General features: G+C 44.5%; 12 protein-coding genes. 9 read left to right on the forward strand and 3 right to left on the reverse strand.

Annotated features, from left to right (window positions below; translation table 11 throughout):
• Positions 1 to 2 precede the first annotated feature (2 nt).
• From BACINT_RS04605 to BACINT_RS04645, 9 genes are all read left to right on the forward strand, one after another.
• Positions 3 to 2,228: a S9 family peptidase gene (locus tag BACINT_RS04605; RefSeq protein ID WP_044154862.1), complete on the forward strand. Its 2,226-nt coding sequence runs from the start codon at positions 3 to 5 to the stop codon at positions 2,226 to 2,228.
• 37 nt (positions 2,229 to 2,265) lie between these two features.
• Entirely contained in the window at positions 2,266 to 3,540 is a 1,275-nt protein-coding gene (gene purD, locus BACINT_RS04610) for a phosphoribosylamine--glycine ligase (protein ID WP_007660964.1), read from the forward strand.
• A 78-nt stretch (positions 3,541 to 3,618) separates the two neighbouring features.
• Positions 3,619 to 4,617, forward strand: a complete 999-nt coding sequence (locus tag BACINT_RS04615; RefSeq protein ID WP_044154863.1) for a hypothetical protein — start codon at positions 3,619 to 3,621, stop codon at positions 4,615 to 4,617.
• Complete coding sequence (locus BACINT_RS04620) at positions 4,602 to 5,075, forward strand: YqaA family protein (RefSeq protein ID WP_007660966.1); 474 nt, start codon at positions 4,602 to 4,604, stop codon at positions 5,073 to 5,075. Before BACINT_RS04615 ends, BACINT_RS04620 begins: the two co-directional genes overlap by 16 nt.
• Before the next feature lie 5 nt (positions 5,076 to 5,080).
• Positions 5,081 to 5,791, forward strand: a complete 711-nt coding sequence (gene mnmD / locus BACINT_RS04625; RefSeq protein ID WP_007660970.1) for a tRNA (5-methylaminomethyl-2-thiouridine)(34)-methyltransferase MnmD — start codon at positions 5,081 to 5,083, stop codon at positions 5,789 to 5,791.
• Positions 5,792 to 5,830: 39 nt separating this feature from the next.
• Entirely contained in the window at positions 5,831 to 6,757 is a 927-nt protein-coding gene (locus tag BACINT_RS04630) for a metal ABC transporter solute-binding protein, Zn/Mn family (RefSeq protein WP_007660971.1), read from the forward strand.
• 27 nt (positions 6,758 to 6,784) lie between these two features.
• Positions 6,785 to 7,636: a metal ABC transporter ATP-binding protein gene (locus BACINT_RS04635; protein ID WP_007660972.1), complete on the forward strand. Its 852-nt coding sequence runs from the start codon at positions 6,785 to 6,787 to the stop codon at positions 7,634 to 7,636.
• A 621-nt stretch (positions 7,637 to 8,257) separates the two neighbouring features.
• Positions 8,258 to 11,602: a protein O-mannosyl-transferase family gene (locus tag BACINT_RS04640; protein ID WP_007660973.1), complete on the forward strand. Its 3,345-nt coding sequence runs from the start codon at positions 8,258 to 8,260 to the stop codon at positions 11,600 to 11,602.
• Between the two features lie 108 nt (positions 11,603 to 11,710).
• The gene (locus BACINT_RS04645; RefSeq protein ID WP_007660974.1) at positions 11,711 to 12,325 is read left to right on the forward strand and encodes a polysaccharide deacetylase family protein; all 615 of its coding nucleotides are present in this window, start codon (positions 11,711 to 11,713) and stop codon (positions 12,323 to 12,325) included.
• Between the two features lie 194 nt (positions 12,326 to 12,519).
• On the opposite strand, the gene BACINT_RS04650 is transcribed toward BACINT_RS04645, so the two are convergent.
• From BACINT_RS04650 to kduI, 3 genes are all read right to left on the reverse strand, one after another.
• The gene (locus BACINT_RS04650; protein ID WP_007660975.1) at positions 12,520 to 13,764 is read right to left on the reverse strand and encodes a DUF4861 domain-containing protein; all 1,245 of its coding nucleotides are present in this window, start codon (positions 13,762 to 13,764) and stop codon (positions 12,520 to 12,522) included.
• A 108-nt stretch (positions 13,765 to 13,872) separates the two neighbouring features.
• Positions 13,873 to 14,667 (reverse strand): gluconate 5-dehydrogenase, encoded by a 795-nt coding sequence (locus BACINT_RS04655; RefSeq protein WP_007211540.1) that lies wholly within the window; start codon positions 14,665 to 14,667, stop codon positions 13,873 to 13,875.
• Positions 14,668 to 14,738: 71 nt separating this feature from the next.
• On the reverse strand, positions 14,739 to 15,581 hold the full coding sequence (kduI, locus tag BACINT_RS04660; protein WP_007660981.1) for a 5-dehydro-4-deoxy-D-glucuronate isomerase: 843 nt from the start codon (positions 15,579 to 15,581) through the stop codon (positions 14,739 to 14,741).
• Between the last annotated feature and the right edge of the window lie 129 nt (positions 15,582 to 15,710).

Genomic DNA, 15,710 nt, shown 5'->3' on the forward strand with positions numbered 1-15,710 from the left:
CTATGAACATGAAGATAATCTGTAAATGGATGGGAATAGCGCTATTGGCGTTACCCACTCTCTTTGCAACAAACGTTATGGCACAAGTTTTAAAGAAACCAACGCTGGAAGATTTGCTTCCTGGCGGAGAAACCTATCGCATTGCTGAAAACAAATGGTATCAGTGGTATGGTGATGCCGCATGCTTAGAATTGGGTATCGACAGTATAAAAGGCATCTGGGCAGTAAATGGAGTAGGAGCAAAAGCAGGAGAAAATTTCACAGTCATTACCCTGAAAGAGGCCAATAAGCTATTGGCAGAAAAAGAGTTAGGAAAGTTGCGTAACTTCTACTCCGCAAAGACCATCAATACTCCCCACAGTGCTGTTATTGGAATTCTGCTCCAAGTAGACCCACTCCTTTTGCTGAACACCGGTAAATACCGCGTACTTATCGACTGGAAAAAGAAAGAGTTAATTTGGAACCAACCGTGTCCCGCCCAAGCTGCCAATGAAGATTGGAACGAAGTGAGCCGCCACTTGGCCTATACACTCAACAACAATCTCTACGTAATGACCAATGACGGACAAACTCGTCAGGTAACCACCGAAGCTGAAGGTATCGTATGCGGCCAAAGCGTACACCGCAATGAATTTGGTATCAACAAAGGTACCTATTGGAGTCCCCAGGGAAACCTGCTCGCTTTCTACCGGATGGATGAGAGCATGGTAACACAATATCCATTGGTAGACATCACAGCACGCATAGGTGAACTGAATAATGTACGTTACCCTATGGCAGGCATGACAAGCCATAAAGTAACGGTAGGCATCTATAACACCGAAACACAGAAAACGGTCTATCTGAACACAGGTGATCCCACAGACCGTTATTTCACCAATATCAGTTGGGCTCCGGATGCCAAAAGCATCTATCTTATCGAATTGAACCGCGACCAGAATCATGCCAAACTATGCCAATACAACACCGAGACCGGTGAATTAATGGCTACTCTCTTTGAGGAAACGCATCCCAAATACGTAGAACCTCAACACCCCATCGTATTCCTGCCATGGGACAACAACAAGTTTATCTACCAAAGCCAGCGTGACGGATTCAATCATCTCTATCTATACAATGTAAAAGGAGAATTGCTGAAGCAACTGACCCAAGGCGAATGGTTGGTACAACAAGTATTAGGATTCAACCGGCAGACGCAGCACGTCATTATTCAGAGTACCGAAACTTCCCCTCTACAAAGCAATATTTACTCTGTCAGTCTGAAGGACTGTAAACGAAGCCTTTTAGGAAACTCTGAAGGAATTCATTCGGCACAGCTATCCGGCTTTATGGGTACCCATCTCATTGACAAATCTTCTTCGCCCACTTGCCCCCGTAGCATAAAGATAATGTCTGCCAACCCGAAAAAACATCGGGAATATACACTGCTTACAGCAGAAGATCCGTTCAAGGGCTTCACTATGCCAAATATAGAAACCGGTACCATCAAGGCGGCCGACGGCGTGACCGACCTCTACTACCGCCTTGTGAAACCCGCAGACTTCGACCCGGCAAAGAAATACCCCACCATCATCTATGTATATGGCGGTCCGCACGCACAGATGGTCACCGGTGGCTGGCAAAACGGTGCACGCGGCTGGGACATCTACATGGCAAACAAAGGTTATATCATGTTCACCCTTGATAATCGCGGAAGCGATAACCGTGGTCTTGAATTTGAAAATGTCACCTTCCGCCATCTCGGCATCGAAGAAGGAAAAGACCAGGTGAAAGGTGTGGAATTCCTGAAAAGCCTGCCTTACGTAGACGGTAACCGCATCGGTGTACACGGATGGAGCTTTGGCGGACACATGACTACAGCCCTGATGCTCCGCTATCCGGAGATATTCAAAGTAGGTGTTGCAGGCGGGCCGGTTATTGACTGGGGATATTATGAAATTATGTACGGAGAACGCTACATGGATACGCCGCAAAGCAATCCGGAAGGTTACGAACAATGCAACCTGAAGAATCTGGCAGGCAATCTGAAAGGACATCTATTACTGATTCACGATGACCATGACGATACCTGTGTGCCACAACACACACTTTCGTTCATAAAAGCCTGTGTGGATGCACGCACGTATCCCGATTTATTCATTTATCCCACGCATAAGCACAATGTCATAGGACGTGACCGAGTACATCTGCATGAGAAGATAACACGGTATTTTGAAGACAATTTATAGAATAAAATAGAAGCAATAAATTAAACGAAATATAAAGATGAAGATATTATTATTAGGAAGCGGCGGCCGCGAGCACGCTCTGGCATGGAAAATAGCCCAAAGCCCGAAAGTAGAGAAACTTTTTATCGCCCCCGGTAATGCCGGTACCAGTGCAGTAGGCGAGAATGTAGCTATCAAAGCTACCGACTTCACTGCCCTGAAAACTTTCGCCCTGAAAGAAAAAGTAGATATGATTGTGGTAGGTCCCGAAGATCCGTTGGTAGAAGGTATCTACGACAACTTTACCGGAGACGCCGCCACACAACATATCGCCATCATCGGCCCTACTGCCAAGGGTGCCCAATTGGAAGGCAGTAAGGAGTTTGCCAAGGGTTTCATGGAACGTCATGGCATCCCCACCGCCCGCTACAAAAGCATCAATGCCGAAAATCTGGAAGAAGGACTCGCTTTCCTTGAAACCCTTGAAGCACCCTATGTGCTGAAAGCCGACGGTCTTTGCGCAGGAAAAGGCGTACTGATCCTTCCTACACTCGAAGAAGCCAAAAAGGAACTGAAAGAAATGCTTGGTGGTATGTTCGGTCAGGCCAGTGCCACGGTAGTTATCGAAGAATTCCTCAGCGGCATCGAGTGCTCCGTATTTGTGCTGACAGACAGCAAGAACTATAAAGTGCTGCCCGTTGCCAAAGATTACAAACGCATCGGCGAAGGTGACAAAGGTCTGAATACCGGTGGTATGGGAAGCGTGACTCCCGTTCCTTTTGCCGACGAGGTATTTATGGAAAAAGTGCGTACCCGTATCATTGAGCCCACTATCCGCGGACTGCAAGAAGAAGACATCCTTTACAAAGGTTTCATCTTCCTCGGACTGATCCGTGTGAAAGGCGAACCGATGGTCATAGAATATAATGTCCGCATGGGAGACCCCGAAACAGAAAGCGTCATGCTACGTGTACAGAGCGACTTCGTGGAACTTCTGGAAGGTGTACGCGACGTGAACCTCGATACAAAGACATTGACAATGGACCCGCGTACGGCTGCTTGCGTCATGCTCGTCAGCGGCGGATATCCCGAAGCTTACGAGAAAGGTAAAGTAATGACCGGATTTGAAGAAGCTGCCGCTACAGACAGCATCCTCTTCCATGCCGGAACAGCAATGAAAGACGGCCAGGTGGCAACAAACGGCGGACGCGTGATTGCCGTATGTTCGTATGGTGAAACCAAAGAAGAAGCCCTTGCCAAGAGTTATAAAGTTGCGGAAATGATTCAATTCGACAAGAAATATTTCCGCCGTGATATCGGTTTCGACCTTTAAAAGAGTGATAAGGTGATAGAGTGATAGGATGATATTATCACTTTATCACCCTATCACCTTACCACAATTAATATTATGATACGAAGTAAACGACTACAGAACCGGATCACAGCGGGACGTTTCACACTGCCCGCTGCCATCCTCTTGTCACTATTCTGCTGGATACTGACCTCTATTCTATTGCCTGAAGTTCCGGTAATAAAAAGTAGTTATCTCCTGTGGGATACTATCATAGATGGATATATTCCGGCATGGGCAAGTACACCTTTAAGTTTCATCTTCTATGGCGTCGTCGGTTACTTCCTGATAGAACTAAACAATACTTTTGCCATCATCCGTATGCGGGCATCCGTACAAACGGCCATTTATTTCCTGTTTATATCCGTTTGTCCGGCCCTGCATCCAGTTTATGCCGGGGACTTTGCCTCGATAGCATTTCTTATATCTCTGTTCTTCCTGTTCAAGGGCTACCAACATTCCCGTCCGGCAGGCACTATGTTCCATTCGTTCCTCTTTATCGGGTTGGGTAGTCTGTTCTTCCCACAACTGACACTGTTTATTCCCCTCTACTGGATAGGTGCACACAGTTTTCAGGCACTCACTCCAAAGAGCTTTTTCGGCAGTCTGGTCGGTTGGGCTTTACCCTACTGGTTTCTATTGGGACATGCTTACTTCTACGATGAAATGGGCTTATTTTACCAGCCTTTCATCGAACTGGCAACATTCCACCCTATTAATCTCTGGGACTTCCCCTTGTGGGAAATAGCTACATTGGGCTATCTGTTCGTATTATACCTAGTCAGTTCCATCCACTGTCTGGTGGCAGGTTACGAAGATAAGATACGTACCCGCAGTTATCTGCATTTTCTTATTTTTCTGAGCTTCTGCATCTTTGCCTATATCCTGTTGCAACCGGTTTTGACGGTTCATCTCCTGCCTCTGCTGCTGATAGGTGTCAGTATCCTGACAGGACATTTCGTGGTGCTGACGAACAGTCGGGCTTCCAATGTGTTTTTCATTTGTGCCCTCGCAGGGCTTGTACTTTTATTCGGATTTAATATATGGACGCTTTTGTAGATTCACTGGTTCAACTCCTGATAGACTGGGGCTATTTCGGCCTTTTCATCTCCGCTTTACTGGCGGGAAGCATCATTCCGTTCAGTTCAGAGCTGGTAATGATAGCATTGGTGAAAGTGGGGCTGAATCCTGCCATGTGTGTCCTCTCTGCTACATTGGGGAACACAATAGGCGGTATGACGTGCTACTACATGGGGCGTTTAGGTAAGATAGACTGGATAGAGAAATATTTTAAAGTAAAAAAGGAGAAAGTAGACAAGATGCAAGCTTTCCTGCAAGGAAAAGGTGCTCTGATGGCTTTCTTTGCATTCCTGCCTTTTGTGGGCGAGGCAATAGCCATTGCGCTGGGTTTCATGCGCAGCAATGTATGGCTGACTACCTCATCCATGTTTGCCGGAAAGCTGGTGCGATACATCTTGATGCTGTTGGCATTGCAAGGAGTAATATCAATGTTTTAAGAGTTATGAAACGAATCATAGAACATACGGAAGATGGAAGTGCAACGCTGTTTGTACCGGAACTGAATGAACATTACCATTCGGTAAAAGGAGCACGTACAGAATCGCAACACATCTTTATAGATATGGGGCTGAAAGCTTCGGCTGCGCCCCAGCCGCATGTTCTGGAAATAGGTTTCGGTACCGGGCTGAATACCCTGCTTACACTGGAAGCTGCCGAACAAGAAAAGCGTCCCGTACACTATACCGGTATTGAACTTTATCCTCTTGCCTGGGAAGAAGTCGATGCATTGGGATATAGTGACAACCCGCTGTTTAAACAGTTACATACTGCACCATGGGAAGAGGATGTGAAGATATCCCCGTACTTCACTCTGCGAAAAATACAGGCGGATGCAAACAGTGACAAGGTGTTGGTGATTAGTGATAAACATGATACAACCCACTCATCACTAATCACTAACACCTTATCACTAAATCCTGATCTCGTTTATTTCGATGCCTTCGCCCCCGAAAAGCAACCTGAAATGTGGAACGAGCAGCTATTTCACTCACTTTACGTATCTATGAATACAGGGGGCATATTAACGACGTATTGCGCCAAAGGTGTTATCCGCCGTATGTTGCAAGCTGTCGGCTTTCTTGTGGAGCGCCTTCCGGGGCCTCCGGGTGGAAAACGGGAAATACTGAGAGCAACCAAGAGAACAAACAACTAAGTTATAACGAATATTGGAAACCATAAATATAATAAAGAAATGAAACGAACATTCCTGTACATCCTCGCTGCTTTGCTTGCCATGTCTTGCAAGAACAACAGCGTTCAAAATAAGAATGAAGACGATAAACCCGTCATCACTGTCACCATCGAACCGTTACGCTACTTCACCGAAGCCATTGCAGGAGATAACTTCAACGTTGTCAGCATGGTACCCAAAGGTAGCAGTCCGGAAACGTACGATCCTACTCCGCAACAACTTGTCGATCTTGCCAAGAGTAAAGCTTACTTCCGCATCGGTTATATCGGTTTTGAACAAACCTGGATGGATAAGCTGACAGATAATGCGCCACATTTGCAGTTCTTCGACACTTCCCGCGGTATCGATTTGATTTTTGATTCCTCTCACGTCCACCACCATCACGGCGACGACGAAGCGCATGCCCACGATTCTATCCAGGAAGATGAACACCACATCCTCGGTGTAGAACCACATATCTGGAGTTCCGCTTACAACGCGCAAATTATTGCCGGAAATATTGTAAACGCCCTGTGCACCATCGACAAGAATAATGAAGAAACTTACATGGAGCGTTATAAAAACCTCTGTAATCAGATAGAACATACCGACAGCCTTATCTGCCATATGCTTTCTGCCCCCAATGCGGACCGTGCCTTTATGATTTATCATCCGGCATTGTCCTACTTTGCACGCGACTACGGTTTACATCAGATTTCTATTGAAGAAGATGGAAAAGAGCCCTCTCCCTCCCATCTCAAAAACCTGATAGATACCTGCAAGGAGGAAAAGGTACGCGTCATCTTCGTACAACCTGAATTCGACCGCCGCAATGCAGAAATCATAGCTAAACAAACAGGTACGAAGGTAGTTCCTATCAATCCGCTTTCTTACGATTGGGAAGAAGAGATGTTGAACATTGCCAGGGAACTGGTCGTTAAGAAGTAATCGGAGACTGTAAAATAGAGTAAAGAAATGAATACGCCCCTTATCGAAATAAAAAATCTCAGCGCCGGTTATGATAGCCGTACAGTGCTGCGTAATGTAAACCTCACCGTTTACGACCGGGATTTTCTAGGCATCATCGGCCCCAACGGTGGCGGAAAAACAACGCTCATCAAGTGTATTCTCGGCCTGCTGAAACCTACAACAGGAGAAATCTTATATAGAGTTACAACAGCCTCGAACAATAATCCGGCATTCCTTGACAACAGCGCAACCAACTCTCAATTCTCAACTCTCAACTCTCAATTCTCCATGGGGTATTTGCCTCAATACAATAGCATTGACCGTAAATTTCCTATAACAGTGGAAGAAGTGATTCTTTCAGGACTCAGTTCACAAAAGTCACTGATTTCACGCTTCACTGCGACGCATCGGGAAAAAGCCCGGCAAGTGATTGCCCGCATGGGATTGGAAGGTCTGGAAAAACGTGCTATCGGTGCATTGAGTGGCGGACAATTGCAACGTGCCCTACTGGGACGTGCCATCATTTCCGATCCTGCACTTGTTGTCCTCGACGAACCCAGTACGTATATAGACAAACGCTTCGAAGCCCGGCTTTACGAATTGCTGGCTGAAATTAACCATGATTGCGCTATCATTCTTGTTAGCCATGACATCGGCACAGTGCTGCAACAGGTGAAATCCATCGCTTGCGTGAATGAGACGCTGGATTACCATCCCGATACGGGTGTAAGCGAAGAATGGCTGGAACGGAACTTCAATTGCCCGATAGAACTGCTGGGACATGGAGCTCTGCCGCATCGCATATTGGCGGAACATAAGCACGGAGATGAATGTGGATGTTGTAACTGCAAACATTGAAAAGAACAGGGAAGAATACAAATCATTACCAGAACAAGTACAAAAATAGTGTTTTGCACATATTTCAAACAAAGTTATACATAGATGTATTATACATGAATGTATAATTTGTATATTTATCTTTGGAATCAAGCCTTGAATTATGCTCATTATGGATAAGAAATGGAGCAAATGATTAAGCGGTACTATCAAAAGCGAACTGATAAATCATCATTTCATTCCTATCCGCACAGAAATGAACTAAAGATCGCTGATGGTTTTTTTATTAATTTACTGATAATCAACAAATAGCATTTACCGACTGTTTATTGTAAAATGTAAAAGCATTTACCGCCGTATGTAACGGCTTTTACTCCTTATTGTAACGACCTTTACCGCGGCATGTAACGGTCTTTACCGCGGTATGTAAATGGAGTTACCGTGTGGAGTGAACAAAGTTACCATTTGGGGTAAACTGAATTTTCATGAAACTTTTATCTACCAAAAATCAATGTATATCTTTTAACCTATCCTAATAAATATGCATTACTTCCACAGTTTTAGCAGTTAAATCACTATATTTGCGCCCGTATACGCTAAAATACAGAGATATAACTTAAAAACATAACGAATTATTTCCGAATGAAACAGTACAGAACCATAAACAACCTCGTAGGTTGGATTACTTTCATCATTGCAGCAACGGTCTACTGCATGACTATAGAACCGACTGCAAGCTTTTGGGACTGCCCGGAGTTTATCACTACCGGCTACAAACTGGAAGTAGGACACCCACCCGGAGCACCTTTCTTCATGCTGGTAGCCAACCTCTTTTCACAATTTGCTTCAGATCCGAGCACCGTTGCTAAAATGGTGAATTATATGAGTGCACTGATGAGTGGCGCTTGTATTCTGTTCCTGTTCTGGAGCATCACGCATCTGGTACGCAAACTTGTGGCTACAGATGAAAATAATATTACTAAAGGACAGTTGATTACCATCATGGGTAGCGGCCTGGTAGGTGCACTGGCATATACATTCAGTGATACTTTCTGGTTCAGTGCCGTTGAAGGTGAAGTTTATGCATTCTCTTCTCTCTTCACAGCCGTTGTATTCTGGCTGATACTGAAATGGGAAGATGTGGCTAACGAACCGCACAGCGACCGTTGGCTTATCTTGATCGCATATCTGACCGGATTGAGTATTGGTGTACACTTGCTGAACTTGCTTTGTTTACCCGCCATCGTACTGGTTTACTACTACAAAAAAGTGCCAAACGCAAATGCCAAAGGCTCATTGCTGGCATTACTTGCTTCCGGCATTTTAGTAGCTGTCGTACTCTATGGTATGGTACCGGGTATTGTAAAAGTAGGCGGCTGGTTCGAACTGTTCTTCGTAAATACGTTAGGAATGTCCTTCAACAGTGGTGTAATGGTTTATATCATTGTGCTGGCAGGCTCCATTATCTGGGGTATATACGAAAGCTACACGGAGAAAAACAAGATGCGCATGGCCATCTCCTTCGTGTTGACTATCGCCCTGTTGGGTATCCCATTCTACGGACACGGAACAAGTGCTGTAGTAATAGGTATTATAGTTATCGCTTTCCTGTTCTTCTATCTCAGCCCGAAGATGCAGGCAAGCATGAAAGAGAAATATCGCATTTCCGCGCGTACGCTGAACACATCATTGCTTTGTACAATGATGATCGTCATCGGATATTCTTCTTATGCCATCATCGTGATCCGCTCTACAGCCAATACGCCGATGGACCAGAACTCACCTGAAGATATCTTCACGCTGGGTGAATATCTGGGACGCGAACAATACGGAACCCGTCCGTTGTTCTACGGACAAGCATTCTCTTCTAAAGTTGCCCTCGATGTAAAAGACGGTTATTGCGAACCACGCGTTTCATACAGTGGTACCAAATTTATCCGCAAAGAAAAAGCTACGCCCGATGAAAAGGATAGCTATATCGAAATTCCCGGACGTATCGAATACGAATATGCTCAGAACATGCTTTTCCCGCGCATGTACAGCAGTCAGCACGCCAGGGAATATCAAGCTTGGGTAGACATAAAAGGTAATGACATTCCTTACGACCAATGCGGACAAATGGTGATGGTGAATATGCCTACACAGTGGGAAAATATCAAGTTCTTCTTCACCTATCAGCTCAACTGGATGTATTGGCGCTATTTCATGTGGAACTTCGCCGGACGCCAGAACGATCTGCAGGGTAGTGGAGAAATAGAACATGGCAACTGGATCACAGGAATTTCGTTCATCGATAACTTCCTGGTAGGCGACCAAAGCCTGTTGCCACAAGAGTTGCAAAACAATAAGGGACACAACGTCTTCTACTGTCTGCCTTTGTTGCTCGGTATCATTGGCCTGTTATGGCAGGCATACCGTGGACAAAAGGGCATCCAGCAATTCTGGGTGGTGTTCTTCCTATTCTTTATGACGGGTATCGCCATTGTGCTCTACCTGAACCAGACACCGAGTCAGCCGCGTGAACGTGACTATGCATATGCCGGGTCGTTCTATGCCTTTGCCATCTGGATAGGTATGGGTGTGGCAGGTATTGTCCGTCTGTTGCAGCATTATGCCAAGATGAAAGAACTTCCCGCCGCAACTCTGGTATCTGTTGTCTGCCTGCTTGTCCCCATACAGATGGCAAGCCAGACATGGGATGACCACGATCGCAGCGACCGCTATCTGGCACGTGACTTTGGTCAGAACTACCTGATGTCTCTGCAAGAAACCGGTAATCCGATTATCTTCACCAACGGTGATAACGATACATTCCCCTTATGGTACAATCAGGAGACAGAAGGTTTCCGTACAGATGCACGTACCTGTAACCTCAGCTACTTGCAAACGGACTGGTACATCGATCAGATGAAACGTCCTGCCTACGACTCTCCGTCACTGCCCATCACTTGGGACCGTATGGAGTATGTAGAAGGAACTAACGAATACATCCCTGTACAGCCTGATTATAAAAAGAGCATCGACGCCCTCTATGCTGAGGCTGAAAAGCAGGCACTGAACGGTAACCCTGAAGCATTGGTAAATGTGAAGAAAGAATTCGGAGAAAATCCGTACGAACTTCAGAACATCCTGAAATACTGGGTACGCAGCAAGAATGATGACCTTAAGGTGATTCCTACAGACAGCATCGTGATGAAGGTGGACAAGGAAGCTGTACGCCGCAGTGGTATGATGATACCGGGTGACAGTATCCCCGACTATATGCACATTTCACTGAAAGGTAAACGTGCCCTCTATAAGAGCGAACTGATGATGCTTGAAATGCTGGCTGAAGCCAATTGGGAACGTCCTATCTATATGGCAGTCAGCGTAGGTACGGAAAACCACCTTGGCATGGGCAACCACTTCGTCCAGGAAGGTCTGACTTACCGCTTCACTCCGTTTGATACTGAAAAAACAGGTGTCAAGTTGGATAGCGAAAAAATGTACGACAACCTGATGAACAAGTTCAAATTCGGTGGAATTGATAAGGAAGGTATCTATATTGATGAGAATGCTATGCGTATGTGTTATTCTCATCGTCGTATCTTCTCACAACTCATTGGCCAGTTGATACGCGAAGGCAAGACGGATAAGGCTAAAGCAGCCTTGGAGTACGCCGAGAAGATGATTCCTGCCTATAACGTACCTTATGACTGGCAAAATGGTGCTATGCAAATGGCAGAAGCATACTATCAGTTGGGTGAAAAAGAGAAAGGCGACAACATCATGAAGGCACTTGCCGATAAAGCTGTGGAATACCTCACATGGTATCTGAGTCTGGATGACCAACGCTTTGCAATGTCCAGCCATGAAGTTGTTGACTATCAACTGCCTATCCTCAGCACAGAAGTTAAACTCATGCAGAAGTATAACTCAGAATTGGCTCCCGTATACGACAGCAAGCTGAACGAGCTATATCAAATGTGTGTTGACCGGATGAAATAAAGTTATTAGCAGATAGTGATTAGTGATTAGCGACTGTAGCCCCCACTGCTAATCGCTAATCACTAATCATATAAATCCCTAACTACTAACCGCTAACTACTAACAATCGTGTTTATAGAACAACCTCCTGAGTTTGTCCGAAAGTTATATCCCGGTGCCATCTGGCGAATGGATCCGAACGAAAAAGCCGTCTACCTGACTTTTGATGATGGCCCTATTCCCGAAGTAACCCCTTGGGTACTTGAATTATTGGATAAACACAATATTAAAGCCACCTTCTTCATGGTGGGAGACAATATACGTAAGCATCCTGATGTATTTCAGATGGTAATAGACCGAGGACACCGCATTGGCAACCATACTTTCAATCATATTCGCGGATTTGAGTATTTGTCTGATAATTACCTTGCCAATACAGACAAAGCAAATGAACTAATGAAAACAGACCTCTTCCGCCCACCACACGGGCATATGCGTTGGGGGCAATATTTCGTATTAAAAAGACGCTATAAAATCGTAATGTGGGATTTGGTAACCCGTGATTACAGTAAGAAGTTACGTGGTCCGCAAGTACTTGCCAATGTGATGAGATATGCAAGAAATGGCTCTATTATCACTTTCCATGATTCATTAAAATCCTGGAATAACGGAAACCTGCAATATGCATTGCCACGGACACTTGATTTTCTGGAAGAAGAAGGGTACGAGTTTAAGTTATTGTAATCCCAATTACATAGTTATATAAGAAATGAAGGTGTGTCAAAATAGGATTAGAACACAAATTACACAAATAATATTTTTTTTAGACTTCTGATAATCAGAGCTTATCTGATTGGTTATTTGCGTAATTTGTGTAATTTGCGTTCTTTTATTCAGTTTTGACACACTCTCATTTTTATTCTCTATACAGTATCCGATTACTTAATTGTCACCGTCAACGGATTGCGTACTTGCTGAGCATAATTTGCCATATATGCATTCCATGCTTCCGGAGTCTTGATGTCAGCCTTGTCCCAAGCTGCACCCCAGTAGTAAACATATTCTGAACCCGGCTCGTAATCGCTGATAGCCAGTACATGACCATCGGCACCACCACGCAGTTCATTCTTCTCCTTTTCAGGGAAAAGCAATGATTTAGCTTCTTTTACAGTAGCCGGGAAAGCAGCACCTACAAAAATCTTACCGTTGTTGTTATTCACATTATCTGTAGGATCTACATAGGTGATATAACCGTTAGCAGCATCAGCTACTACAGCACCATCCGGTTCGTGCAATACGATACCAGCAACTACCGGAGTAGTTTCTTTCAGGTTATCATAAACCACAACTGTTTTATTCAAATGAGAACCTGCATCTAACGTAATAACACGTGTTTCAACTACTGTAGAGTCCCCCTTGATGTTCAGCGGATTATATACCAGCTTCACAGTGAAACGCAACGGACCATTGTCCAGAATATCCTGTGTTGCATAGCAATAAGGATATACGATTTCACCATCGGGCATCAGAGCAGCAGTACCACCACCCAGTGTAGGACCTACTTTATAACAGTCCAGGCCGTTTCCATGATCTACGTGATAAGAAACTGATTTATACAATTCCTGTGCAGCTTTCGGGTCAGTCTTCTTCAGTTCAGCAATCTTAGCTTTGGTCTCCGGGTTCAATTCGCTTGCATAACGAGCTTCTACAACTGGTTCAGTAGTATTGTACTTTGTCCAAACATCATAACCGAAGGCACGTTCACCACTCTTTTGCAAAGCAGGACCATAGGTACGGAAAGCAACCAAGTCGTTTTCCCAAGCTACGTCATCCACACGTTCAGGATAATATCTACCACAAGCCTTTACAGCGAAATTCTCAGGTGTACCTGCCTGAATAGTATAGACAGCTGTGCCATTCGCAGCTACGCTTGCAGGAAAAATTACTTTTTCATCGTAAGTAATCTGATAGGGGACCTGTTGTCCGTCAGCATTCAGAACTACAATCTGAGCTGTGTCAGCCAGTTTCAGTTGGTTAGAGATATCACTCATAGCCACTTCAACCATTTCATTGGAACGCTCCATTGCTAAAGGATTACTTACCGTTACAGTAACCACATCCTTAGTGTTGGTGCAGGCAAAACATACAAATGCTGTTGCCAGTAAAAGGAATAACTTTTTCATATTGCTTAATCAATTGATAATTGAAAACGGATAATAAAGATATAAATAATGGGAAAAATGGATAACTGACAGCATCAATTATCCATTTCCCATTATCTATTCATATACTTATTTAGGCTGTTTGCCAATGTAAGCCAAGATACCACCGTCAACGTAGAGTACGTGACCGTTTACGAAGTCAGAAGCGTCGGAAGCCAGGAATACGGCAGGACCCATCAAATCTTCAGGAGTACCCCAACGTGCAGCCGGAGTCTTAGCAACGATAAATGCATCAAACGGGTGACGAGAACCATCAGCTTGCGGTTCGCGAAGCGGTGCAGTCTGCGGAGTAGCAATGTAACCCGGACCGATACCATTACACTGGATGTTATATTCACCGTATTCAGAAGCGATGTTACGAGTCAGCATCTTCAAGCCACCCTTAGCAGCAGCATAAGCAGATACAGTTTCACGGCCCAACTCACTCATCATAGAGCAGATGTTGATAATCTTGCCGTGACCTTTCTTTATCATAGAAGGAATAACGGCTTTTGATACGATAAACGGAGCATTCAAGTCTACATCGATCACCTGACGGAATTCAGCAGCAGACATTTCGTGCATCGGAATACGCTTGATGATACCTGCATTGTTTACCAGAATATCAATCACGCCCACTTCTTTCTCAATCTGGGCAACCATAGCATTCACCTGCTCTTCATTCGTTACGTCGCATACATAACCTTTAGCGTCGATACCTTCAGCTTTGTAAGCAGCCAAACCTTTGTCTACTAATTCTTGTTTAATGTCGTTGAACACGATTTTGGCACCGGCTTGTGCGTAAGCAGTTGCCAAAGCGAAACCAATTCCATAAGAAGCACCGGTTACAAGTGCTACTTTGCCTTCTAATGAAAAGTTTACCATAATTTATTTACTTAGGTTTAATAGTTATTTGTTTCTAATTTACGATTCAGAGTCGTGATTTACTCAATATATTACTTCAGGTCGGTAATCAAAGAGAAATCCTGATCTCCATAATCCAGGTTTTCACCGCCCATACCCCAAATAAAGGTATAGTTGTGAGTAGCGGCAGCAGAGTGAATAGACCATTCAGGAGACAATACAGCCTGATCGCCCTTCATCCATACATGGCGAGTTTCATCAACTTCACCCATGAAATGGCAAACTGCATGGTCTTCGGGCACTTCAAAATAGAAATAAGCTTCCATACGACGGCTATGAACGTGTGCCGGCATTGTATTCCATACACTACCCGGAGCAAGTTCTGTCATACCCATCTGTAACTGGCAGGTCGGCAATACCTGATTAACCAACATCTTATTAATATTACGGTGGTTGGAACCTTCCAAGCTACCCATTTCAGCAACTACTGCATCAGCTTTCGTCACTTTCTTATCAGGATAGTTACGGTGAGCAGTCAGTGAGTTGAAATAGAATTTAGCAGGATTCTTTTCGTCCTTGCTTTCAAAGGTCACTTCACGGTCACCTGAGCCCAAATAAAGAGCTTCTTTATAATTCAATTCGAATACAGCGTCTCCGGCTTTTACTACACCAGGACCACCTACGTTATAGATACCCATTTCACGACGAGTCAGGAAGAACGGAGCTTTCAGCGGATCGATAGCTTCCAGCTTCAACACTTCGCCTACCGGCATTGCACCACCCACAACCATACGGTCGTACATGGAATATACCATATTTACTTCGTTAGCAGAAAATACTTTCTCAATGAGGAAATCACGACGGATGCGTTTGGTATCGTAACTTTTTGCATCTTCGGGATGCGCTGCATAGCGAATTTCATAGTTCGTTTTCATAATCCTATTACGTTTTAAAGTTTATAATAATCGGTTATTGGCATACTTCGTTTACGTACACGATGCAAATGTAGCAAAAGAAAACGGAGAAACATTGTGTTTTTGTCCCAATTATGTAGTATTATTGTT

The sequence above is a fragment of the Bacteroides intestinalis DSM 17393 genome, from assembly GCF_000172175.1.
In the GTDB taxonomy this organism is placed as follows: domain Bacteria; phylum Bacteroidota; class Bacteroidia; order Bacteroidales; family Bacteroidaceae; genus Bacteroides; species Bacteroides intestinalis.